General features: G+C 53.1%; 23 protein-coding genes and 1 riboswitch. Of the genes, 9 read left to right on the top strand and 14 right to left on the bottom strand.

What is annotated here, in order from left to right:
• The 4 genes from hlyD to FFT88_RS22655 are packed head-to-tail and all read left to right on the top strand — an operon-like array spanning position 1 to position 4,968.
• Positions 1–996: a secretion protein HlyD gene (gene hlyD, locus FFT88_RS22640; protein ID WP_130214887.1), complete on the top strand. Its 996-nt coding sequence runs from the start codon at positions 1–3 to the stop codon at positions 994–996.
• Positions 989–2,725, top strand: coding sequence for an ATP-binding cassette domain-containing protein (locus FFT88_RS22645; protein ID WP_130258153.1), 1,737 nt, complete (start codon positions 989–991; stop codon positions 2,723–2,725). The genes hlyD and FFT88_RS22645 overlap by 8 nt, the downstream gene beginning before the upstream one ends.
• Complete coding sequence (locus FFT88_RS22650) at positions 2,718–3,851, top strand: ABC transporter permease (protein WP_073507423.1); 1,134 nt, start codon at positions 2,718–2,720, stop codon at positions 3,849–3,851. The genes FFT88_RS22645 and FFT88_RS22650 overlap by 8 nt, the downstream gene beginning before the upstream one ends.
• A 10-nt stretch (positions 3,852–3,861) precedes the next feature.
• The gene (locus tag FFT88_RS22655) at positions 3,862–4,968 is read left to right on the top strand and encodes an ABC transporter permease (protein ID WP_000469031.1); all 1,107 of its coding nucleotides are present in this window, start codon (positions 3,862–3,864) and stop codon (positions 4,966–4,968) included.
• Here the strand turns inward: FFT88_RS22655 and FFT88_RS22660 are convergent.
• Entirely contained in the window at positions 4,930–5,340 is a 411-nt protein-coding gene (locus FFT88_RS22660) for a YbhQ family protein (RefSeq protein ID WP_025237330.1), read from the bottom strand. The two genes, FFT88_RS22655 and FFT88_RS22660, sit on opposite strands and share 39 nt — an antisense overlap.
• Before the next feature lie 132 nt (positions 5,341–5,472).
• Between FFT88_RS22660 and FFT88_RS22665 the strand changes: the two genes are divergently transcribed.
• From FFT88_RS22665 to FFT88_RS22675, 3 genes are read left to right on the top strand one after another with little or no spacing between them, the layout of a single operon-like run.
• Positions 5,473–6,234: an endonuclease/exonuclease/phosphatase family protein gene (locus FFT88_RS22665; RefSeq protein WP_130214893.1), complete on the top strand. Its 762-nt coding sequence runs from the start codon at positions 5,473–5,475 to the stop codon at positions 6,232–6,234.
• Positions 6,231–7,472, top strand: coding sequence for a cardiolipin synthase ClsB (gene clsB, locus FFT88_RS22670; RefSeq protein ID WP_130214895.1), 1,242 nt, complete (start codon positions 6,231–6,233; stop codon positions 7,470–7,472). Before FFT88_RS22665 ends, clsB begins: the two co-directional genes overlap by 4 nt.
• Positions 7,472–8,428 carry a YbhN family protein gene (locus FFT88_RS22675; protein ID WP_135405763.1) on the top strand — a complete coding sequence of 319 codons (957 nt, stop codon included), beginning with the start codon at positions 7,472–7,474 and terminating at the stop codon, positions 8,426–8,428. The genes clsB and FFT88_RS22675 overlap by 1 nt, the downstream gene beginning before the upstream one ends.
• 247 nt (positions 8,429–8,675) lie before the next feature.
• Here FFT88_RS22675 and FFT88_RS22680 read toward each other — a convergent pair whose 3' ends face one another.
• The 7 genes from FFT88_RS22680 to moaA form a co-directional block, all read right to left on the bottom strand.
• Positions 8,676–9,389 carry a Bax inhibitor-1/YccA family protein gene (locus FFT88_RS22680; protein ID WP_130222208.1) on the bottom strand — a complete coding sequence of 238 codons (714 nt, stop codon included), beginning with the start codon at positions 9,387–9,389 and terminating at the stop codon, positions 8,676–8,678.
• 207 nt (positions 9,390–9,596) lie between these two features.
• The gene (locus FFT88_RS22685; RefSeq protein WP_088541618.1) at positions 9,597–10,301 is read right to left on the bottom strand and encodes a Bax inhibitor-1/YccA family protein; all 705 of its coding nucleotides are present in this window, start codon (positions 10,299–10,301) and stop codon (positions 9,597–9,599) included.
• A gap of 135 nt (positions 10,302–10,436) precedes the next feature.
• Positions 10,437–10,889 carry a molybdopterin synthase catalytic subunit MoaE gene (gene moaE / locus FFT88_RS22690; RefSeq protein ID WP_135405764.1) on the bottom strand — a complete coding sequence of 151 codons (453 nt, stop codon included), beginning with the start codon at positions 10,887–10,889 and terminating at the stop codon, positions 10,437–10,439.
• Between the two features lies 1 nt (position 10,890).
• The gene (gene moaD / locus FFT88_RS22695; protein ID WP_130214901.1) at positions 10,891–11,136 is read right to left on the bottom strand and encodes a molybdopterin synthase sulfur carrier subunit; all 246 of its coding nucleotides are present in this window, start codon (positions 11,134–11,136) and stop codon (positions 10,891–10,893) included.
• Positions 11,129–11,614 (bottom strand): cyclic pyranopterin monophosphate synthase MoaC, encoded by a 486-nt coding sequence (gene moaC / locus FFT88_RS22700; RefSeq protein ID WP_135405765.1) that lies wholly within the window; start codon positions 11,612–11,614, stop codon positions 11,129–11,131. Before moaC ends, moaD begins: the two co-directional genes overlap by 8 nt.
• A 2-nt stretch (positions 11,615–11,616) precedes the next feature.
• Positions 11,617–12,129, bottom strand: coding sequence for a molybdenum cofactor biosynthesis protein B (gene moaB / locus FFT88_RS22705; RefSeq protein ID WP_135405766.1), 513 nt, complete (start codon positions 12,127–12,129; stop codon positions 11,617–11,619).
• Between the two features lie 21 nt (positions 12,130–12,150).
• Complete coding sequence (gene moaA, locus FFT88_RS22710; RefSeq protein WP_001295301.1) at positions 12,151–13,140, bottom strand: GTP 3',8-cyclase MoaA; 990 nt, start codon at positions 13,138–13,140, stop codon at positions 12,151–12,153.
• Positions 13,128–13,272, bottom strand: a riboswitch (molybdenum cofactor riboswitch). (Overlaps the previous gene by 13 nt.)
• A gap of 265 nt (positions 13,273–13,537) precedes the next feature.
• On the opposite strand from moaA, the gene yvcK reads away from it, so the two are divergent.
• On the top strand, positions 13,538–14,446 hold the full coding sequence (gene yvcK, locus FFT88_RS22715) for a uridine diphosphate-N-acetylglucosamine-binding protein YvcK (RefSeq protein WP_130214903.1): 909 nt from the start codon (positions 13,538–13,540) through the stop codon (positions 14,444–14,446).
• 190 nt (positions 14,447–14,636) lie between these two features.
• On the opposite strand, the gene uvrB is transcribed toward yvcK, so the two are convergent.
• From uvrB to bioB, 5 genes are all read right to left on the bottom strand, one after another.
• The gene (gene uvrB, locus FFT88_RS22720) at positions 14,637–16,658 is read right to left on the bottom strand and encodes an excinuclease ABC subunit UvrB (RefSeq protein WP_130205097.1); all 2,022 of its coding nucleotides are present in this window, start codon (positions 16,656–16,658) and stop codon (positions 14,637–14,639) included.
• Between the two features lie 574 nt (positions 16,659–17,232).
• On the bottom strand, positions 17,233–17,913 hold the full coding sequence (gene bioD / locus FFT88_RS22725; protein WP_135405767.1) for a dethiobiotin synthase: 681 nt from the start codon (positions 17,911–17,913) through the stop codon (positions 17,233–17,235).
• On the bottom strand, positions 17,906–18,661 hold the full coding sequence (gene bioC, locus FFT88_RS22730; RefSeq protein WP_135405768.1) for a malonyl-ACP O-methyltransferase BioC: 756 nt from the start codon (positions 18,659–18,661) through the stop codon (positions 17,906–17,908). The genes bioD and bioC overlap by 8 nt, the downstream gene beginning before the upstream one ends.
• Positions 18,645–19,802: an 8-amino-7-oxononanoate synthase gene (bioF, locus tag FFT88_RS22735; RefSeq protein WP_135405769.1), complete on the bottom strand. Its 1,158-nt coding sequence runs from the start codon at positions 19,800–19,802 to the stop codon at positions 18,645–18,647. Before bioF ends, bioC begins: the two co-directional genes overlap by 17 nt.
• Positions 19,799–20,851: a biotin synthase BioB gene (bioB, locus tag FFT88_RS22740; protein ID WP_135405770.1), complete on the bottom strand. Its 1,053-nt coding sequence runs from the start codon at positions 20,849–20,851 to the stop codon at positions 19,799–19,801. Before bioB ends, bioF begins: the two co-directional genes overlap by 4 nt.
• Positions 20,852–20,924: 73 nt before the next feature.
• On the opposite strand from bioB, the gene bioA reads away from it, so the two are divergent.
• On the top strand, positions 20,925–22,214 hold the full coding sequence (gene bioA, locus FFT88_RS22745; protein WP_135405771.1) for an adenosylmethionine--8-amino-7-oxononanoate transaminase: 1,290 nt from the start codon (positions 20,925–20,927) through the stop codon (positions 22,212–22,214).
• A 110-nt stretch (positions 22,215–22,324) separates the two neighbouring features.
• Here the strand turns inward: bioA and FFT88_RS22750 are convergent, their stop codons facing one another.
• Positions 22,325–23,455 carry an RNA-guided endonuclease TnpB family protein gene (locus FFT88_RS22750; RefSeq protein WP_135405772.1) on the bottom strand — a complete coding sequence of 377 codons (1,131 nt, stop codon included), beginning with the start codon at positions 23,453–23,455 and terminating at the stop codon, positions 22,325–22,327.
• Positions 23,456–23,483 lie beyond the last annotated feature (28 nt).

Consider the following 23,483-nt stretch of genomic DNA (forward strand, 5'->3'; position numbering starts at 1 on the left):
ATGAAAAAACCTGTCGTGATTGGACTGGCGGTAGTGGTACTTGCCGCCGTGATTGCCGGAGGCTACTGGTGGTATCAAAGCCGCCAGGATAACGGCCTGACGCTGTATGGCAATGTGGATATTCGCACCGTAAATCTGAGTTTCCGTGTCGGTGGTCGCGTTGAATCGCTGGCGGTGGACGAAGGTGATGCGATCAAAGCGGGTCAGGTGCTGGGCGAGCTGGATCACAAGCCGTATGAGATTGCCCTGATGCAGGCGAAAGCGGGCGTTTCGGTGGCGCAGGCGCAGTATGACCTGATGCTTGCCGGCTATCGCGATGAAGAAATCGCTCAGGCCGCCGCAGCGGTGAAACAGGCGCAAGCCGCCTATGACTATGCACAGAACTTCTATGCTCGTCAGCAAGGATTGTGGAAAAGCCGCACCATTTCGGCAAACGACCTGGAAAATGCCCGCTCCTCGCGCGACCAGGCCCAGGCAACGCTGAAATCAGCGCAGGATAAATTGCGTCAGTACCGTTCCGGTAACCGCGAACAGGACATCGCCCAGGCGAAAGCCAGCCTCGAACAGGCGCAGGCGCAACTGGCGCAGGCGGAGCTGAATTTACAGGACTCAACGTTGATAGCCCCCTCTGATGGCACGCTGTTAACGCGCGCGGTGGAGCCAGGCACGGTCCTCAATGAAGGTGGCACGGTGTTTACCGTTTCACTAACACGTCCGGTGTGGGTACGCGCTTATGTTGATGAACGTAACCTTGACCAGGCCCAGCCGGGGCGCAAAGTGTTGCTTTATACCGATGGTCGTCCGAACAAACCGTATCACGGGCAGATTGGTTTCGTTTCGCCGACTGCTGAATTTACCCCGAAAACCGTCGAAACACCGGATCTGCGTACCGACCTCGTCTATCGCCTGCGTATTGTGGTGACCGACGCCGATGATGCGTTACGCCAGGGAATGCCGGTAACGGTGCAATTCGGTAACGAGGCAGGACATGAATGATGCCGTTATCACGCTAAACGGCCTGGAAAAACGCTTTCCGGGCATGGACAAGCCCGCCGTCGCGCCGCTCGATTGTACCATTCATGCAGGTTATGTGACGGGGTTGGTGGGGCCGGACGGCGCAGGCAAAACCACGCTGATGCGGATGCTGGCAGGATTACTGAAACCCGACAGCGGCAGCGCCACGGTGATTGGCTTTGATCCGATCAAAAACGACGCTGCGCTGCACGCCGTGCTCGGCTATATGCCGCAGAAATTCGGTCTGTATGAAGATCTCACGGTGATGGAGAATCTCAATCTGTACGCGGATTTGCGCAGCGTCACCGGAGAGGCACGTAAGCAAACTTTTGCTCGCCTGCTGGAGTTTACGTCTCTTGGCCCGTTTACCGGACGCCTGGCGGGCAAGCTCTCCGGTGGGATGAAACAAAAACTCGGCCTGGCCTGTACCCTGGTGGGCGAACCGAAAGTGTTGCTGCTCGATGAACCCGGCGTCGGCGTTGACCCTATTTCAAGGCGCGAACTGTGGCAGATGGTGCATGAGCTGGCAGGCGAAGGGATGTTAATCCTCTGGAGCACCTCGTATCTCGACGAAGCCGAGCAGTGCCGTGACGTGTTACTGATGAACGAAGGCGAGCTGCTGTATCAGGGAGAACCGACGGCCCTGACGCAAACCATGGCCGGACGCAGCTTTCTGATGACCAGCCCGCACGAGGGCAACCGCAAACTGTTGCAACGCGCCTTGAAACTACCGCAGGTCAGCGACGGCATGATCCAAGGGAAATCGGTACGCCTGATCCTCAAAAAAGAGGCCACGCCAGACGATGTTCGCCACGCCGACGGGATGCCGGAAATCGACATCAGCCAAACCACGCCCCGCTTTGAAGATGCGTTTATCGATTTGCTGGGCGGTGCCGGAACCTCGGAATCGCCGCTGGGCGCAATATTACATACGGTAGAAGGTACACCTGGCGAGACGGTGATCGAAGCGAAAGAGCTGACCAAGAAATTTGGTGATTTTGCCGCCACCGATCACGTCAACTTTGCCGTTAAACGTGGGGAGATTTTTGGTTTGCTCGGGCCAAACGGCGCGGGTAAATCGACCACCTTTAAGATGATGTGCGGTTTGCTGGTGCCGACTTCCGGCCAGGCGCTGGTGCTGGGGATGGATCTGAAAGAGAGTTCCGGTAAAGCGCGCCAGCATCTCGGCTATATGGCGCAAAAATTTTCGCTCTATGGCAACCTGACGGTCGAACAGAATTTACGCTTTTTCTCTGGTGTGTATGGCTTACGCGGTCGGGCGCAGAACGAAAAAATCTCCCGTATGAGCGAGGCGTTCGGCCTGAAAAGTATCGCCTCCCACGCGACCGATGAACTGCCATTAGGTTTTAAACAGCGGCTGGCGCTGGCCTGTTCGCTGATGCATGAACCGGACATTCTGTTTCTCGACGAACCGACGTCCGGCGTTGATCCCCTCACCCGCCGTGAATTTTGGCTGCACATCAACAGCATGGTAGAGAAAGGCGTCACGGTGATGGTCACCACCCACTTCATGGATGAAGCGGAATATTGCGACCGCATCGGCCTGGTGTACCGTGGGAAATTAATCGCCAGCGGCACGCCGGACGATTTGAAAGCGCAGTCGGCCAACGATGAGCAACCCGATCCCACCATGGAGCAAGCCTTTATTCAGTTGATCCACGACTGGGATAAGGAGCATAGCAATGAGTAACCCGATCCTTTCCTGGCGTCGCGTGCGGGCGCTGTGCGTTAAAGAGACGCGGCAGATCGTTCGCGATCCGAGTAGCTGGCTGATTGCGGTAGTGATCCCACTGCTACTGCTGTTTATTTTTGGTTACGGCATTAACCTCGACTCCAGCAAGCTGCGGGTCGGGATTTTACTGGAACAGCGTAGCGAAGCGGCGCTGGATTTCACCCACACCATGACCGGTTCGCCCTATATCGACGCCACCATCAGCGATAACCGTCAGGAACTGATCGCCAAAATGCAGGCGGGGAAAATTCGCGGCCTGGTGGTAATTCCGGTGGATTTTGCGGAACAGATGGAGCGCACCAACGCCACCGCACCGATTCAGGTGATCACCGACGGCAGTGAGCCGAATACCGCTAACTTTGTGCAGGGGTATGTCGAAGGGATCTGGCAGATCTGGCAAATGCAGCGAGCGGAGGATAACGGGCAGACTTTTGAACCGCTTATTGATGTACAAACCCGCTACTGGTTTAACCCGGCGGCGATAAGCCAGCACTTTATTATCCCCGGTGCGGTGACCATTATCATGACGGTCATCGGCGCGATTCTCACCTCGTTGGTGGTGGCGCGAGAATGGGAACGCGGCACCATGGAGGCTTTGCTCTCTACGGAGATTACCCGCACGGAACTGCTGCTGTGTAAGCTGATCCCTTATTACTTTCTCGGTATGCTGGCGATGTTGCTGTGTATGCTGGTGTCGGTGTTTATTCTCGGCGTGCCGTATCGCGGGTCGCTGCTGATTCTGTTTTTTATCTCCAGCCTGTTTTTACTCAGTACCCTGGGGATGGGGCTGCTGATTTCCACGATTACCCGCAACCAGTTCAACGCCGCTCAGGTCGCCCTGAACGCCGCGTTCCTGCCGTCGATTATGCTTTCCGGCTTTATATTTCAGATAGACAGTATGCCCGCGGTGATCCGCGCGGTGACGTACATTATTCCCGCACGTTATTTCGTCAGCACCCTGCAAAGCCTGTTCCTCGCCGGGAATATTCCAGTAGTGCTGGTGGTAAACGTGCTGTTTTTGATCGCTTCGGCGGTGATGTTTATTGGCCTGACATGGCTTAAAACCAAACGTCGGCTGGATTAGGGAGAAGAGCATGTTTCATCGCTTATGGACGTTAATCCGCAAAGAGTTGCAGTCGCTGCTGCGCGAACCGCAAACCCGTGCGATTCTTATTTTACCCGTGCTGATTCAGGTGATCCTGTTCCCGTTCGCCGCCACGCTGGAAGTGACTAACGCCACCATCGCCATCTACGATGAAGATAACGGCGAGCATTCGGTGGAGCTGACCCAACGTTTTGCCCGCGCCAGCGCCTTTACTCATGTGCTGCTGCTGAAAAGCCCACAGGAGATCCGCCCAACCATCGACACACAAAAGGCGTTACTACTGGTGCGTTTCCCGGCTGACTTCTCGCGCAAACTGGATACCTTCCAGACCGCGCCGTTGCAGTTGATCCTCGACGGGCGTAACTCCAACAGTGCGCAAATTGCCGCCAACTACCTGCAACAGATCGTCAAAAATTATCAGCAGGAGCTGCTGGAAGGAAAACCGAAACCTAACAACAGCGAGCTGGTGGTACGCAACTGGTATAACCCGAATCTCGACTACAAATGGTTTGTGGTGCCGTCGCTGATCGCCATGATCACCACTATCGGCGTAATGATCGTCACTTCACTTTCCGTCGCCCGCGAACGTGAACAAGGTACGCTCGATCAGCTACTGGTTTCGCCGCTCACCACCTGGCAGATATTCATCGGCAAGGCCGTACCGGCGTTAATTGTCGCCACCTTCCAGGCCACCATTGTGCTGGCGATTGGTATCTGGGCGTATCAAATCCCCTTCGCCGGATCGCTGGCGCTGTTCTACTTTACGATGGTGATTTATGGTTTATCGCTGGTGGGATTCGGTCTGTTGATTTCATCACTCTGTTCAACTCAACAGCAGGCGTTTATCGGCGTGTTCGTCTTTATGATGCCCGCCATTCTGCTTTCCGGTTACGTTTCGCCGGTGGAGAACATGCCAGTATGGCTGCAAAACCTGACGTGGATTAACCCTATTCGCCACTTTACGGACATTACCAAGCAGATTTATTTGAAGGATGCGAGTCTGGATATTGTGTGGAACAGTTTGTGGCCGCTACTGGTGATAACGGCCACAACCGGGTCAGCGGCGTACGCGATGTTTAGACGTAAGGTGATGTAATTTTTTATCTTTCGCCAGTAACGACACCACCGCCGGGCCGGCAAGGATCGCCAGCCCTGCAACGGCCAACAAATAGTTATTTTCCAGTACGCGGGACAGCAACCACAGCACAATCAGCGCCGCGCCAAAATACCAGGTAGTGGTCAGCTCTTCCAGCACATCCGCCACCTCACGCCAGCGTTGCTCGGGGTGGCGCTGAAACACCAGCATCATCACTACCGTTACGCAATACAGCACGCATAATCCCACGCCGACGTGAACCAGAGTTTTACTCATCCAGCCCACCACCAGCAGCGCCACTACCAGTAAATGCAACATAATCTGCCAGCAACTTAGGCCAGTTGCGACACGAACACGTTGTTGCCACTTCATGGCTTCTCTCCTGAAGAATTTATCTCTACTTACTCAGAGTACCGAACTTTACGGAAAATTCCGTAAGACCGCACCTTTTTGTGACGCCGACTACACTATTTCAATGAGATAAGAGGCCAAAACGGGAAAATTATGCCCGATCAAACACAACACTTTTCGTTCAAGGTACTCACCATCAATATTCACAAAGGCTTTACCGCGTTTAACCGACGCTTCATTTTGCCGGAACTTCGCGACGCCGTACGTACCGTCAGCGCCGATATAGTTTGCCTGCAGGAAGTGATGGGCGCGCACGAAGTTCATCCGCTGCATGTGGAAAACTGGCCCGATACCTCGCACTACGAGTTTCTCGCCGACACAATGTGGAGCGATTTTGCCTACGGTCGCAATGCTGTGTATCCGGAAGGGCATCACGGCAATGCCATACTGTCACGCTATCCCATTGAACATTATGAGAATCGTGATGTTTCGGTCGATGGTGCGGAAAAGCGCGGCGTGCTCTACTGCCGCATTGTTCCGCCGATGACCGGGAAAGCGATTCATGTGATGTGCGTACATCTGGGCCTGCGTGAGGCGCACCGTCAGGCGCAGATTGCGATGCTCGCCGAATGGGTGAATGAGCTGCCGGACGGCGAACCGGTATTGGTAGCGGGTGATTTCAACGACTGGCGGCAAAAAGCTAATCATCCGTTAAAAGTGCAGGCCGGACTGGATGAGATTTTTACCCGCGCCCACGGACGCCCGGCGCGCACGTTTCCGGTGCAATTTCCTCTACTACGACTGGACAGGATCTACGTCAAAAATGCCAGCGCCAGCGCGCCAACCGCGTTGCCGCTGCGGACATGGCGACACCTTTCTGATCATGCCCCTTTAAGTGCGGAGATTCATTTATGAAATGTAGCTGGCGCGAAGGCAATAAGATCCAGTTGCTGGAAAATGGCGAGCAATATTATCCCGCTGTGTTTAAAGCGATTGGCGAAGCGCAAGAACGCATTATTCTTGAAACGTTTATCTGGTTTGAGGATGACGTCGGCAAACAGCTACATGCGGCGCTACTGGCAGCAGCGCAACGCGGAGTAAAAGCGGAAGTCTTGCTGGATGGCTACGGTTCGCCGGATCTCAGCGATGAGTTTGTCAATGAACTGACGGCAGCTGGCGTGGTGTTCCGCTACTACGATCCCCGCCCTCGCCTTTTTGGTATGCGCACCAATGTGTTTCGCCGGATGCATCGCAAAATTGTGGTGATCGACGCGCGTATCGCCTTTATTGGCGGGCTGAATTACTCCGCCGAGCATATGTCCAGCTACGGTCCAGAGGCTAAACAGGATTACGCGGTACGCCTCGAAGGGCCGATTGTTGAAGATATTCTGCAATTTGAACTGGAAAACCTGCCAGGACAGAGCGCGGCCCGGCGCTGGTGGCGACGTCATCATAAAGCGGAAGAAAACCGCCAGCCGGGAGAAGCGCAGGTATTGCTGGTCTGGCGCGATAACGAAGAACATCGCAGTGATATCGAACGCCACTATTTGAAAATGCTCACTCAGGCGCGGCGGGAAGTGATTATTGCCAACGCCTACTTCTTCCCCGGCTATCGATTTTTACACGCCTTGCGTAAAGCGGCGCGGCGCGGGGTACGGATCAAACTGATCATTCAGGGCGAACCGGATATGCCGATTGTCAGAGTCGGTGCGCGCTTGCTGTATAACTATCTGGTTAAAGGCGGCGTTCAGGTGTTTGAGTACCGTCGCCGCCCGCTCCACGGCAAAGTGGCATTGATGGACGACCACTGGGCGACGGTAGGGTCCAGTAATCTCGATCCGCTCAGTTTGTCGCTGAATCTCGAAGCAAATGTCATCATCCACGATCGTAATTTTAACCAGACGCTGCGCGATAATCTGAACGGCATTATCGCCGCAGATTGTCAGCAGGTCGATGAGACCATGCTGCCGAAACGGACCTGGTGGAACCTGACCAAAAGCGTGCTGGCGTTCCACTTTTTACGCCACTTCCCGGCGCTGGTGGGCTGGCTTCCGGCGCACACGCCACATCTGGCGCAGGTTGATCCGCCCGCCCAACCGACAATGGAAACGCAGGATCGGGTCGAAACTGAAAGTTCGGGGATGAAGCCCTGATGAGTAAATCACATCCGCGCTGGCGCTTAGCAAAGAAGATCCTCACATGGCTGTTTTTTATCGCGGTGATTGTGTTGCTGGTGGTCTACGCCAAAAAAGTGGACTGGGAAGAGGTCTGGAAGGTCATCCGCGACTACAATCGCGTTGCGCTGCTCAGTGCGGTCGGGCTGGTGGTCGTCAGTTATCTGATTTACGGCTGCTATGACCTGCTCGCCCGCTTCTACTGCGGTCACAAACTGGCGAAGCGCCAGGTGATGCTGGTGTCGTTTATCTGCTATGCCTTCAACCTGACGCTCAGTACCTGGGTCGGCGGCATTGGTATGCGCTACCGTTTGTACTCCCGGCTAGGATTACCGGGCAGCACTATTACACGAATTTTCTCGCTCAGTATTACCACCAACTGGCTGGGCTATATTTTGCTGGCAGGGATTATCTTTACCGCGGGCGTGGTGGAGCTGCCGGATCACTGGTATGTCGATCAAACTACGCTGCGTATTCTCGGCATTGGCTTACTGATGATTATCGCGGTTTATTTGTGGTTTTGCGCTTTCGCGAAGCACCGCCATATGACCATCAAAGGGCAAAAGCTGGTGCTGCCCTCATGGAAATTCGCCCTCGCCCAGATGCTGATTTCCAGCGTTAACTGGATGGTAATGGGAGCGATTATCTGGCTGTTACTCGGTCAAAGCGTGAACTATTTCTTTGTACTGGGCGTGTTGCTGGTTAGTAGTATTGCTGGGGTAATTGTGCATATTCCGGCGGGAATTGGTGTGCTGGAAGCGGTGTTTATCGCGCTACTGGCTGGGGAGCATACCTCCAAAGGCACAATTATCGCCGCCCTACTCGCTTACCGTGTGCTGTATTACTTTATCCCGCTGCTGCTGGCGCTGATCTGTTACCTGTTGCTGGAAAGCCAGGCGAAGAAGCTACGAGCGAAAAATGACGCGGCGATGTGAAGTTCGGTTAAGTTCTTTTGGTTTGTGCAGATTGTTAGCAAAGTGCTATTTGTTCATGGCGGATGCGGCGTGAACGCCTTATCCGCCCTACACAACCGGACTAAGTTAATAGTTTACAATTCCAGTCAGTACCAGCTAAGCATAGCGCATCAGCCTCATTACATTTCTTCACGATTTTATTCATGAGGTTATATAAAAACGATTAACACGCATTTTTCCAAAAAAGAAACTTACCTATTTTTTACGACTAATGAAAAAACCGCGTATGCCTTTGCCAGACAAGCGTTATCGCTATTGCTGCAAGTATCCCAAAGAAGCCGATAAAATAGTAATAGAGTGTTAATGCGCCTATAAAAGCGCAACGAACCGGACTCCACAATTCTTCACTATGGCATTTCCCCGCCAGTTCAAGGAGCTTATTTCGTCCATGTGAGATAATGCCTGACCATAACACAATCATTAAGCAACTTATTACCCAAATGGGCCGTTCACTCATTAATGCCGCATTCACGATGATTACCAGGGCCAACCCTGTCAACGTCATCATAATGATGAAACGGTGAGAACCAGGATCAAATTTAAACAATAGACCTGCCAGCATACTGATTAAAAACATCGCTCCCGCAGTGCTGAACACGACAATAATGGCAGATACAGGCGCTAAACTCGCAACGACAATCGCCACCAACGAGAGTAAAAACAGATATATTACGCCTGCGACGGTCGCATTTATCTTGTTGATATCTTTACTTAAGCCATACATACAAAGTAATAATAACCCTATGGCGACATACATTGGTGGTGAATCATATTTGGTTGCCGTAATTTCGAGATACTTAGCTCCCCAGGCCAGCCCTGCGGTTGCCACCAAACCTAAAGCGGTAATGAGCCATATACCGTTTAATATCCTGGCCTCGTGCTGAAAATCGAATTTATTGCTGTTTTGCGAGTATGATTCCATTCTTTTAGTTATCCTTATAGAAAAATATTAATATTCATCATGAATAAATTTAAAACCACGCATACAAAATACTTTTGTATTTATGGATACGAAAAACACTTCCGCTCGGCCATAAGGCGTATTTTATACCTGGTACTTGTTAAGTGTCGTTTTTAGTAAGAAAAAAAATCCCGACACATGGCCGGGATAGTGATGGTGAAAAAAGAATTAACGACGATTGCCAAAAATTCGCAGCAACATCAGGAACAGGTTGATGAAGTCCAGATACAAGGTTAGCGCGCCAAGAATGGAGTATTTACGCAGGTTTGACGTGTCGCGGGTATCAATCTGCTCACCCATATTTTTCAATTTCTGAGTGTCATACGCCGTCAATCCGACAAAGACAATCACGCCGATGTAGGTGACCGCCCACATCAACGCTTCGCTTTTCAGCCAGAAGTTGACCAGCGATGCCAGCACAATGCCGATCAACGCCATAAACAGCATATTGCCGAAGCCGCTTAAATCGCGTTTGGTGGTGTAACCGTACAGGCTCATTGCGCCGAACATCCCGGCAGTAACGACGAAAGTGCTGGCGATAGAGGCCGCGGTATAGACAATGAAAATACTGGAAAGCGTCAGGCCCGTCAGCGCTGAATAAAGCATAAAGAGCATGGTTGTCACACCTGCACTCAGCTTTTGAATCATCGCTGATAACACAATAACCAGAGCTAATTGTGCTATTACCAGACCAATTAAAAAGATGCGGTTGGTGAATAACAGCTCCATAACGGCGGCGGAATTAGCCGCATACCAGGCAACAAACGCAGTAAGCAGCAAGCCTACCGTCATCCAGCCATAGACCTGTGCCATATAGGTTTGCAGGCCAGCTCGGGTTTGTACAATTGAATCAGAACGTGGGAATCTGTCCATGACTTTCTCCTGAAGATATAAGGAATATCTTAAGGATACTGCAAATGATGGGGCTGTGCATCGACGCAGCGTGAAAGCATGTACTGAGCGGTGAAATTGCCGGATGCAGCTGTGCGGTATCCGGCCTGCTAAAAACTACCAGCGTTTTGCCGCCTGCTGATCGCTCTCCCGGGCTTCGACCCAGCGGTCGCCTTCCGGCGTGGCTTCGCGCTTCCAGAACGGTGCGCGGGTTTTGAGATAGTCCATAATAAACTGCCCGGCTTCAAACGCACTGCTGCGATGCGCACTGGTAACACCGACAAAAACGATTTCATCACCCGGCCATAATTCACCAATGCGGTGAATTACCGTGACGCGCCCCAGCGGCCAGCGGTTACGCGCTTCATCAACGATTTCCACCAGTGCTTTTTCTGTCATTCCCTGATAGTGTTCGAGGGTCAATGCTTTGACGCTGTCTCCCAGGTTATGGTTGCGCACCTTACCGGTAAAGGTGACTACCGCACCGTCTTCGTCACGCTCCGCCAGCCACGGGTACTCTTCCCCTACACTGAACGGCTGCGGGCCGACAACAATTTTGGTTTCTGCCATCTTAACCTCCGGTTACCGGCGGGAAGAAAGCCACTTCGTCGCCGTCATTCAGCGGATGCTCAAAACTCACCAGCGTCTGGTTGACGGCAGCCAGCAATTTGCCATCTTCCAGCGCCAGCGCCCAGCGATCGCTCTGCGCGGCCAGGTGCTGGCGTAACGCTTCTACGGTTGGGAAATCCGCAGCCACTTCGGTTGCATCTGTTCCTACCAACTCGCGCACCTGGGCGAAAAAAAGAACTTTAATCATCCGCTTCCACCTTAAAGTCACCTGATTTGCCGCCGCTCTTTGCCAGCAAACGTACCGGACCAATCACCATATCTTTTTGCACCGCTTTGCACATGTCATAAATGGTCAGCGCCGCCACGGAGGCCGCGGTTAACGCTTCCATTTCAACGCCGGTTTTCCCGGTCAGGCGGCATAAGGTTTCTATACGCACCCGATTGTGCTCTGGCTCGGCCTGTAAATTGACTTCGACTTTACTGAGCATCAGCGGATGACACAGCGGGATCAGATCCCAGGTGCGTTTTGCCGCCTGAATACCGGCAATACGCGCAGTGGCAAATACGTCGCCTTTGTGGTGGCGACCATCAGTAATCATCGCCAGCGTCTCGCTGCGCATGGTGACAAAGGCTTCCGCCCGCGCTTCACGCACGGTTTCCGCTTTGGCGGAGACATCCACCATGTGCGCTTCGCCAGCGGCGTTGATATGGGTCAGTTGCGACATACTTATTTCTTCAAATGTGGATGGAAATTACACGGACGCGTACGGGCATCCAGCTGCGGCGCGATGATATTTTCCCATGCGGTACGGCACGCTTTGGTCGAGCCCGGCATGGCGAAAATCAGTGTCTTGTTAGCGACGCCCGCTACCGCACGGGATTGCAACGTTGCGGTGCCAATCTCTTCGAACGACAGCATACGGAACACTTCACCAAAACCTTCGACTTCACGGTCGAACAGCGGCAGCAGTGCTTCGGGAGCCTGATCACCTTCCGTCAGGCCAGTGCCACCCGTAATCAACACCACTTGTACATCGTCGCTGGCGATCCACGCAGATACCTGAGCGCGAATAGCGTAGCGGTTTTCTTTGACAATGGCTTTATCGACAACCTGATGGCCCGCTTCCTGCGCCGAATCGCGCAGATAGTGACCGGAGGTATCGTCTTCTTCACCGCGACGATTAGAAACCGTAAGAATAGCAATACGGGTCGGGATAAATTCAGTGCTTACCTGACTCATCTGATCTCTCCTTTTGACGTTTTAGCCGCCAATGTACGATAAGTTTTGCGTAATACCGGTGTTGTTTTGATGCAGGAAATGGGTCTGTTTTTTCTCCCGCAGCGCCGCTGAAATACGCGCTTCCAGCGCCTGTTGCTGGGTATCGTCTTCCAGCAGATCGCGCAGGTTAACGCCGCCCTCACCAAACAGGCAGAGATGGAGTTTACCAATGGAGGAGACGCGCAGACGGTTGCAGGTGGCACAGAAGTCTTTTTCATACGGCATAATTAGGCCAATCTCTCCGGCGTAATCCGGATGACAAAAGACTTGCGCGGGACCGTCGCTACGTTGACGTAATTGGTGGATCCAGCCGCGACGCAGTAGCTCGTCACGCAGAACCTGACCAGAGATGTGATGTTTACGGAATAGCTCGCTGCCCTCTCCCGTTTCCATCAGTTCGATGAAACGCAGCTGGATAGGACGATGTTGGATCCAGTTCAGAAAGGTGTCGAGCTGGTGATGGTTGACATCGCGCATCAGCACGGTATTGACTTTGACCTTCTCAAAGCCCGCCTCAAATGCAGCATCGATGCCAGCCATTACCTGATTGAATTTATCCTGGCCGGTAATGGCATGAAACTGACGAGCGTCGAGACTATCAACACTGACGTTAATGCCCGTCAGTCCGGCATCGCGCCAGTTCGCTACGTCGCGTTCCAGACGGTAACCATTAGTGGTGACCGCAATCTGACGGATGGCGTCATTTTCCCGCACTGCGGCGATGATATCGGTAAAGTCGCGACGTAAAGACGGCTCTCCGCCTGTCAGACGGACTTTTTCGGTGCCCAGACTGGCAAAGGCGCGCGTAACCCGGCGAATTTCATCGACGGTCAGAAAGCCTTTATTGGTGACGCCGCTCGGCTTGTAGCCATCCGGCAGGCAATATGTGCAACGAAAGTTACACACATCGGTAATCGACAGGCGCAAGTAATAAAACTTACGCGCAAATGCATCAGTCAGTTGTGAAGCCATGTACACCTTTCCAGATACGGGAGGCGAAGTCATTTCTTCCTTCGCCCTGGTGGCAACCTTTCAAAGCATTGTCACGGCCAAAGCACCATATCAGTTGACCCAGGTGCAGAGGCTAGAGTGTTTAGTGGTTATGCCGATACTAGCGCGTAAATGAGATTTTTACCATTCACCCTTTTCGCTATGTAATCATATATATAGCGTCATGATCGGCCTATTTCGCTACAGAATAAGGGAAAATGGCGGTTTTACTTTGATATACATCATCAGGGATGCAGAGCGAATATTGTCCTTTGGGGGTAGAAAACCATGAGTTGTATCCTCAATATTGGCAGGCTAATTGCTGTTCCCCCGTAATTTGCGCTACTGTAGCGCGGATAATCTGACTTCAGGAATGTATATGCGCAATCGTACGCTGGCTGACCTTGATCGTGTCGTTGCTCTCGGCGGGGGGCATGGACTGGGACGCGTTCTCTCATCACTTTCGTCTTTAGGCTCTCGCTTAACGGGTATCGTCACCACCACGGATAACGGTGGCTCGACGGGACGTATTCGTCGCTCGGAAGGCGGTATTGCCTGGGGCGATATGCGCAACTGTCTCAACCAACTGATAACGGAACCGAGCGTCGCCTCCGCGATGTTTGAATACCGTTTTGGCGGCAATGGCGAGCTTTCCGGTCATAATCTCGGAAACTTGATGTTAAAGGCGCTGGATCACCTTAGCGTGCGGCCTCTGGAAGCCATCAATTTAATTCGTAATCTGTTGAAAGTGGACGCGCAATTAATTCCGATGTCAGAGCATCCCGTTGATCTGATGGCCATTGACGATCAGGGACATGAAGTTTACGGCGAGGTCAACATCGACCAGCTAACTACGCCGATTCAGGAACTACTGTTAACCCCCAACGTACCTGCCACCCGTGAAGCGGTGCTGGCAATTAATGAGGCTGACCTGATAATCATCGGGCCAGGCAGTTTTTATACCAGCCTGATGCCAATCCTGCTGCTTGAGGAAATGGCGCAGGCACTACGCCGCACGCCAGCCCCTATGGTTTATATTGGCAATTTGGGAAGAGAATTAAGCCTGCCTGCGGCGAATCTGAAGCTTGAAAACAAGCTGGCGATTATGGAGCAGTATGTCGGTAAAAAGGTGATTGATGCGGTGATTGTTGGGCCGAAGGTCGATGTTTCTACAGTTAACGACAGATTAGTCATTCAGGACGTACTGGAGGCCAGCGATATCCCTTATCGTCATGACCGCCAGTTGTTACATAACGCACTGGAAAAGGCATTACAGGCTTTGGGTTAACGGGAAGCCGAAAGAAAATTCCGGCTTCCTATTGAAGACAAAGTACACGTTGTTCATGCCGGAGGCGGCGTGAACCCTTATCCGGCCTACAAACCGCGCAAATTCAATGTATTGCAGAGAAAATGTAGGCCTGATAAGCGTAGCGTATCAGGCAATTTTGCTTTTGCTATCTCTCTTCTTCGTTATCCTGTCACGATGCCGCAATAAACAACTCACGCAGCTGATGTAACTGGTCACGAATTTGCGCCGCCTCTTCGAACTCCAGATTTTGCGCGTGTTGCATCATCAGCCCTTCCAGTTCATGGATTTTCTGCTGCAACGCTTTAGGCGACATATCCATCGGTACATTATCCGGCTCAACAATCGGGCGCGATTTTCCTCTGCCCTTCGCTTTGGTTTTGGCAATGTTCTGCCCCAGCGCCAGGATATCGACCACTTTCTTGTTCAGCCCTTGCGGCGTAATGCCGTGTTCCTCGTTGTACTTCTGCTGTTTCTCGCGGCGACGTTCGGTTTCGCCAATCGCTTTCGCCATTGATGGGGTGATCTTATCGCCGTAGAGAATCGCTTTACCGTTGACGTTACGCGCCGCGCGACCAATGGTCTGAATCAATGAACGTTCGGAACGCAGGAAGCCTTCTTTGTCAGCGTCGAGGATCGCCACCAGCGAAACTTCTGGCATATCCAGACCTTCGCGCAGTAAGTTGATCCCCACCAGCACATCAAACTCGCCCAAGCGCAAGTCGCGGATGATTTCCATACGCTCGACGGTGTCGATATCCGAGTGGAGATAACGCACGCGTTCACCGTGTTCTTCCAGATATTCGGTGAGATCTTCCGCCATCCGCTTAGTCAACGTCGTGACCAGTACGCGTTCGTTAATTGCCGCCCGCAGGCGAATTTCTGAAAGAAGATCATCAACCTGAGTCGCTACCGGGCGCACTTCGATAATCGGGTCCAGCAGCCCTGTTGGACGCACGACCTGATCCACCACATCGCCGCCGGATTTCTCCAGCTCGTAATTACCGGGTGTTGCAGAAACATAGATGGTTTGCGGCGCTAATGCTTCGAACTCTTCGAATTTCAGCGGACGGTTATCCAGCGCCGAGGGCAGGCGGAAACCGTACTCCACCAGCGTCTCTTTACGCGCCCGGTCGCCTCGATACATGCCGCCAATTTGCGGAATAGTCACGTGGGATTCATCGACCACCAACAGGCCATCGGCGGGGAGATAATCAAACAGCGTCGGCGGTGGCTCACCGGGTCCACGACCGGAAAGAAAGCGCGAATAGTTTTCAATGCCTGAGCAATAACCGAGCTCGTTCATCATCTCCAGATCAAACTGGGTACGCTGAGTCAGGCGTTGTTCTTCCAGCAGCTTGTTATTTGCCAGCAGCACTTTGCGCCGATCGGCCAGCTCTTCTTTGATCTCTTCCATCGCCTGCACAATACGTTCACGCGGGGTAACGTAGTGTGTTTTCGGATAAATGGTAAAGCGGGGAATGGTTGAGATAATCTGCCCTGTTAACGGGTCGAAAAGCGACAACCGCTCTACCTCTTCGTCGAACAATTCGACACGTAGCGCAACGTCGTCGGACTCCGCCGGAAAAATATCAATCACTTCCCCGCGAACACGGAAAGTCCCGCGCTGGAACGCCTGGTCGTTACGGGTGTATTGCAGTTCCGCCAGGCGCCGCAGAATCGCGCGCTGATCGATAATCATGCCGACCGTCAGATGCAGCATCATCTTAAGATATAAGTCAGGGTCGCCCAGACCGTAGATGGCTGAAACAGAGGCGACCACCACCACATCGCGCCGCTCCAGCAAAGCTTTGGTCGCTGAAAGCCGCATCTGTTCAATATGTTCGTTTACCGAGGCATCTTTTTCAATGAAGGTGTCCGAGCTCGGCACATAGGCTTCCGGTTGATAGTAGTCGTAGTAAGAGACGAAGTATTCCACCGCATTTTCCGGGAAAAACTCTTTCATCTCGCCGTACAACTGGGCTGCCAGCGTTTTGTTGGGCGCCAGCACCATCGTCGGGCGCTGAAGGTCGGCAATGACGTTAGCAATGGTAAATGTTTTCCCGGAGCCCGTTACGCCGAGTAGAGTCTGGTGAGCCAGGCCATCTTCAAGCCCTTCTTCGAGGCGTCGAATTGCCTCAGGCTGATCGCCAGAAGGTTTAAAAGAGGAATTCAGTTTGAACGGTTTACTCATGAGTCGCTACCTGAAGGAGTGGGCGGGCAGGTATGTAATTTTACTCGTCGTGTTTAATAATGCCAACAAATTATACTGGATAAAAAAACAGTTTCACGCCACATTATTTCTGTTACACCGTCAACGAAGGTATCAATCATGAGCATAATTTGCTCAGTGACGAGATAAAACTCCAGGCTTGCGGGGTTATCCCCAAAGCAACGGCTTTTTTAACAATTGTCAAGATGGCTGATGACGGATTTATGGCAAGAGATGTCACTTTCATGACTGCCATTGCTTTTATATAATTAATTGAAAAATAACAAATATTTCCTTAAGCCTTCTTTCGCGTCAATTCGCGTGCAAGCCGCGTATTCTCTCGCTTGCATCACGTTTTCTAACTCTAATGCACATGGTTATCCACAGGAATAGTGGATAACTGCCTGCAGCCCGTATGCCCTGCCGCCTGGGCAATTCCCACACTAACCGCATATTGTGGGGGTAAATATTTTTTCTCAATTCTTTTGAAATTTAATTGGTTGAATTGCAGGCAGCAGACGACGCGATCTCGCTCGCAATTTAACCAAATATATTGCTACAACAATGCGGTGAGATTGAGGTACTTTCCGGTTAGCGCGTTTTCAGGGGGTTCATCAAGCCATGGGATCTCGCCAAGCAACGGTGCGGAAATCATCCGCTTGAGCGTGGCCATATATTCAGCGTGACGTTTGCCCGGTGGAGTGACATCGTTCGCTACCCACCCTGCAAGGGTAAGTCCGGCTTGCTGTACAGCCTGTGCGGTCAGCATCGCGTGATTAATACAACCGAGTTTCACGCCCACAACCAGTATCACTGGCAGTTGTTCTTGCGTTACCCAATCCGCGAAAGTGAAAGACTCAGAAAGCGGCGTAAACCAGCCTCCTGCACCTTCTACCAGTATCCAGTTTGCCTGCTGTGCCAGCGCGTGTAACCCGGCGCTCATAACCACGGGGTCGATAGGTCTGCCCTCTTCCGTACTGATGATATGCGGCGAGGTCGGTTCTGCGAAGGTGTAAGGGTTTACCGTGGCGTAATCCAGTTGCAGGCTACTGTTGCGTTGCAACGCCAGTGCGTCGCTATTACGTAAGCCTTCTACTGTCATTTCGCTGCCGGAGGCAACAGGTTTGTAACCTGCCGTCCGGTAGCCTGCAGCCTTTGCGGCTTGTAAAAGTGCGCAGCTGGCGACGGTTTTCCCTACTTCGGTATCCGTTCCGGTGACAAAATAACGTTTACTCACGAGCAATCACTCCCAAAAAAAGATGATACGTCAGAGGATATCGCCCCTGTTGTTGCGGCCAGGCTAGTTGCAATCGCTGCAACTGCGAACGCGTTAATATTCGCTGGTCGCGTCCTTCATGAAGATGCGTGGCACCGATGCCTTTCAGCGAACGCATGGCACTGAGCGCGTCATCAAACCACAGTGTGACGGGCTGAATATGGTGTTGATAATGCAAACCTTTCAGCGACTGTTCGATTTCATCTGGCGGTAAAAAACGATTGGCATGAGGCCGCTCGTCCACCGCCTGCCACGCCTGATGCAGTTCGGGTAACGATCCCTGCACCAGCGTGGTAAACGCGACCACGCCTCCGGAGCGCACCACCCGATACAGCTCGCGGAGTGCCGTGGATAAATTACCGCACCACTGCACCGCGAGATTGCTCCATGCAAGATCGAACGTCGCGTTCGCCAGCGGTAAGGATTCGATATCGCCCGCCAGATAATGATCTGCGGCATCTTGTTGGCGTGCCTGCGCAAGCATAAGTGGCGAGAGATCTAACGCCGTCACCTGCGAGTGACGTTCGCGCCAGTGGCGGCTCATCCAGCCTGGTCCACAGCCAGCATCCAGTACGTGGGGGTATTTACGCTGTGGGAGCATTGCCAGTAAGGCATCGGCACTCTGGCGCTGTAGATTTGCGTGTTCCTCGTATTGCGCGGCTGCCCGACCAAATGCCGCCGCAATGGCTTGTTTATTGACCGTTGCCATGCAGCACCTCCAGCAGACGGTCGATATCCTGTGTTTCATGTGCCGCAGTCAACGTCAGGCGCAGTCGCGCAGTGCCGACGGGTACGGTTGGCGGGCGAATCGCCGTGACCCAGCAACCTTGCTGGCGCAGTTTTTCTGCCAGTTGTAACGCACGGCTGTTATCACCGACAATCAATGGCTGGATGGCGCTGCATGAATCCGCAAGAGTAAACGGCAGCCCCTGCACTCCGGCACGAAAACGCGTAATGAGTGCCGCCAGTTTTTCGCGCCGTGCATCGCCCTCATCACTGCGAATGACCGCCAGCGACGCATGTAATGCCTGCGCCTGAGCGGGCGGCATACTGGTGCTGTAGATAAGATGGCGGGCGAATTGCAGCAGATAATCCGCCACGCTATCAGAACAAAGCACCGCCGCGCCGCTGACGCCAAATCCTTTGCCAAAAGTGACTACCAGCAATTCTGGTTTTACCTTTTGCAGCCAGCAGCTGCCGCGCCCCTGCTCCCCGATAACACCCGTGCCGTGGGCATCATCGACCATCAACCAGCCATTGTGCTGTTGCGTGACCTGCTGGATTTCCGCCAGTGGCGCACTATCGCCGTCCATGCTGAACACGCCTTCTGTCACCACCAGTTGCTGCCCCGGACACGGGGAAGCAAGCAGTCGCGCCAGATGAGCGACATCGTTATGAGCAAAACGGCGAAGCGGCGACGGGCTTAAACTGGCAGCCTCCAGCAAGGAGGCATGGCTAAGCCGATCGGCAACAATACGGTCCTCTTTTGCCATCATTGCGGCAATGACGGCCTGATTCGCGGCAAAACCAGAGATAAACAGCAGCGCCCGCGAATAGCCAAGCCACTCGGCCAGTTCTTCTTCCAGCGCCTGATGCGCCACGCTATAACCGCTGACATGCCCGGAACCGCCGCTACCTACACCAAACTTTTCTGCGCCCTGCTGCCAGGCGCGGATAATTTGCGGATGATGGCTTAAACCGAGGTAATCATTGCTGGAAAAGTTCAGATACTGGTGCTCGTCCGCCACCAGCCAGCGTCCGGCTCCTTGCGCCACCGGATAACGGCGACGCAGGGCATCGGCAGCACGCCGCGCATCGAGCGCCGCGTTGATTTTCTCCTGCCAGCTCATAGTGCTGCCGCGTTGTAATATTCGTCGGTGTCCGGGGTCATCAGCGCCTGCTCCAGACGCTGCTGTTGTTCGTTATCGCCTGCCAGCACGGCAGTTTGCTGCGGATTCAGCCCCAGTTTGCGGAACAGTTGCAGGTCTTTATCTTCTTCCGGATTCGGCGTAGTCAGCAGTTTGCAACCGTAGAAAATCGAGTTTGCGCCTGCCATAAAGCACATCGCTTGAGTCTGTTCGTTCATCTGCTCGCGTCCGGCAGAAAGGCGTACGTAAGAGGTCGGCATCATGATCCGCGCTACGGCAATGGTGCGAATAAAATCAAAGGCATCGACATCATCGTTATCCGCCAGCGGCGTGCCTTTCACCTTCACCAGCATGTTGATTGGTACGCTTTCCGGCGGCGTCGGCAGGTTTGCCAGTTGCAGCAATAATCCGGCGCGATCGTTCACCGTTTCGCCTAAGCCAACAATGCCACCTGAACAGACTTTGATCCCGGCATCGCGCACTTTTTCCAGCGTATCGAGGCGTTCCTGATAAGTGCGTGTGGTGATGATATTGCCGTAAAACTCCGGCGAGGTGTCGAGGTTGTGGTTGTAGTAATCCAGCCCGGCGTTCGCCAGGCGCTGCGCCTGAGATTCACTCAACGTGCCCAGCGTCATGCACGCCTCCAGTCCCATCGCTTTTACCCCCTGCACCATTTGTTCCAGGTACGGCATATCGCGTTCGTGGGGATTCTTCCACGCCGCGCCCATGCAAAAACGCGTCGATCCCGCCGCTTTCGCTTTGCGCGCCGACTCCAGCACCTGTTCAACTTCCATCAACCGCTCGGCTTCCAGTCCGGTTTTATAGCGCGAGCTTTGCGGGCAGTATTTGCAATCTTCCGGACAAGCTCCGGTTTTAATCGACAGCAAAGTGCTGACCTGTACCTGACGAGGATCGAAATGCTGACGATGCACCTGCTGCGCTTCAAACAGCAGATCCAGCAATGGTTTTTCAAATAATTCTGTGACTTGCGACAATGTCCAGCGTGGGCGGTGAGCATGGGGCTTCTCCAAAACGTGTTTTTTGTTGTTAATTCGGTGTAGACTTGTAAACCTAAATCTTTTCAATTTGGTTTACAAGTCGATTATGACAACGGACGATCTTGCCTTTGACCAACGCCATATCTGGCACCCATACACATCCATGACCTCCCCGCTGCCGGTTTATCCGGTGGCGAGCGCCGAAGGTTGCGAGCTGATTTTGTCTGACGGCAGACGCCTGGTTGAGGGTATGTCGTCCTGGTGGGCGGCGATCCACGGCTACAATCACCCGCAGCTTAATGCGGCGATGAAGACGCAAATTGATGCTATGTCGCATGTGATGTTTGGCGGTATCACCCATGCGCCAGCCATTGAGCTGTGCCGCAAACTGGTGGCAATGACGCCGCAACCGCTGGAGTGCGTTTTTCTCGCGGACTCTGGTTCCGTAGCGGTAGAAGTCGCGATGAAAATGGCGTTGCAGTACTGGCAGGCCAAAGGCGAAGCGCGCCAGCGTTTTCTGACCTTCCGCAATGGTTATCATGGCGATACCTTTGGCGCGATGTCGGTGTGCGATCCGGACAACTCAATGCACAGCCTGTGGAAAGGCTATCTGCCGGAAAACTTGTTTGCTCCGGCTCCACAAAGCCGCATGGATGGCGAATGGGATGAGCGCGATATGGTGGGCTTTGCCCGCCTGATGGCGGCGCATCGTCATGAAATCGCGGCGGTGATCATTGAACCGATTGTCCAGGGCGCAGGCGGGATGCGCATCTACCATCCGGAATGGTTAAAACGAATCCGCAAAATGTGCGATCGCGAAGGTATCTTGCTGATTGCCGACGAGATAGCCACCGGATTTGGTCGTACCGGCAAACTGTTTGCCTGTGAACACGCGGGGATCGCGCCAGATATTTTATGTCTCGGCAAAGCCTTAACCGGCGGCACGATGACCCTTTCCGCCACGCTCACCACGCGCGAGGTTGCAGAAACCATCAGTAACGGCGAAGCCGGTTGCTTTATGCATGGGCCAACTTTTATGGGCAATCCGCTGGCCTGCGCGGCAGCAAACGCCAGCCTGGCGATTCTCGAATCTGGCGACTGGCAGCAGCAGGTGGCGGCTATTGCAGTACAGCTGCGCGAGCAACTTGCCCCCGCCCGTGATGCCGAAATGGTTGCCGATGTGCGCGTGCTGGGAGCAATTGGTGTGGTCGAAACCACTCGCCCGGTGAATATGGCGGCGCTGCAAAAATTCTTTGTCGAACAGGGTGTCTGGATCCGGCCTTTTGGCAAACTGATTTACCTGATGCCGCCCTATATTATTCGCCCGCAACAGTTGCAGCGCCTGACCGCAGCAGTTAACCGTGCGGTGCAGGATGAAACATTTTTTTGCCAATAACGGGAAGTCAGCGTGAGGGTTTCTGGCTACACTTTCTGCAAACAAGAAAGGAGGGTTCTTGACGGCTCCCCGCCCTGAATGACGGGGATTCCCACTTCAACGAGCCGAACCTAAGCCGCGTGCTGCGATTCAGGGTTTACAGGCTCTCCGTGGGCTAACACTGCCAGCCCGGCAGCTTTAATATTACGTGCCGCGTTAATGTCGCGATCATGGTCTGCGCTGCATTCAGGGCAGTGCCATTTACGAACATTAAGAGGCATTTTTTGCATGGTGAAACCGCAGCAACTACAGCATTTTGAGGACGGTAAATACTGGTCAATGGCGACCACTGACCGCTCGGCCCATTTGCCTTTGTACTGGAGCTGGCGAACAAGTTCGCTCCAGCCTGCGTCAGCTATTGCTTTAGACAGCTTCGGGTTGCGGATCATGTTTTTCACCTTTAGGGATTCGACGCAAACAACTTGGTTTTCGTTAATCAGTTTGCGGGACAACTTGTGCAGATTGTCCATCCGGCAATCGGCGATTTTCGCGTGGAGTCGGGCGACCTTTAAGCGGGCTTTAATACGGTTTCTTGAGCCTTTTTGCTTCCTGCTTAAACGTCGTTGTAGCAGCGTTAATCGCTTCGCATATTTAGCTGTGTGGCGGGGATTGTCGGTTTTGAATCCGGTATCGGTAACGAATAAATCTTTTAAGCCCACATCAATGCCGACCGTTTTAGCGGTAACAGGCATTGATACAGGTTCAAACTCACACAGGCAGGAAACAAAGTACCTGCCAGCGCTATCTCTGGAAATGGTAACGGTTGACGGCGCAGATGGTAATTCTCGACTCCAGCGAACATCCAGCGGCGACTTGCTCTTTGCTATATACAACTCGCCGTCACGGTGTTTAAACGCGCTGGCAGTGAACTCAGCCACCTGTTTGTGCCGTTTGCTTTTGAAAGCCGGATATGCAGCTCGTCCGGCAAAGAAGTTAGCAAAGGCGGCTTGTTGGTGGCGCAACGACTGCTGGAGGGGAACGCAGGAAACATCATTCAGCCATATGTATTCAGGCTCTTTTTTGAGCGCCGTAAGGCGAGCGTTGGCCTGTAGATAACCGATCTTTTCCTTTCGCTCGTAGTACGCATCGGTACGCCAACGAAGGATGGAATTGTAGACGAAGCGCACACAGCCGAACGTCTGAGCTAAAAGCTCAGCCTGCTCAGTTGTCGGGTAAAACCGGTATTTATATGCGCGTTTCATGTGTTCACATACTAAAGAGGAAAATGTG

Source organism: Escherichia sp. E4930 (assembly GCF_005845405.1).
In the GTDB taxonomy this organism is placed as follows: Bacteria; Pseudomonadota; Gammaproteobacteria; order Enterobacterales; family Enterobacteriaceae; genus Escherichia.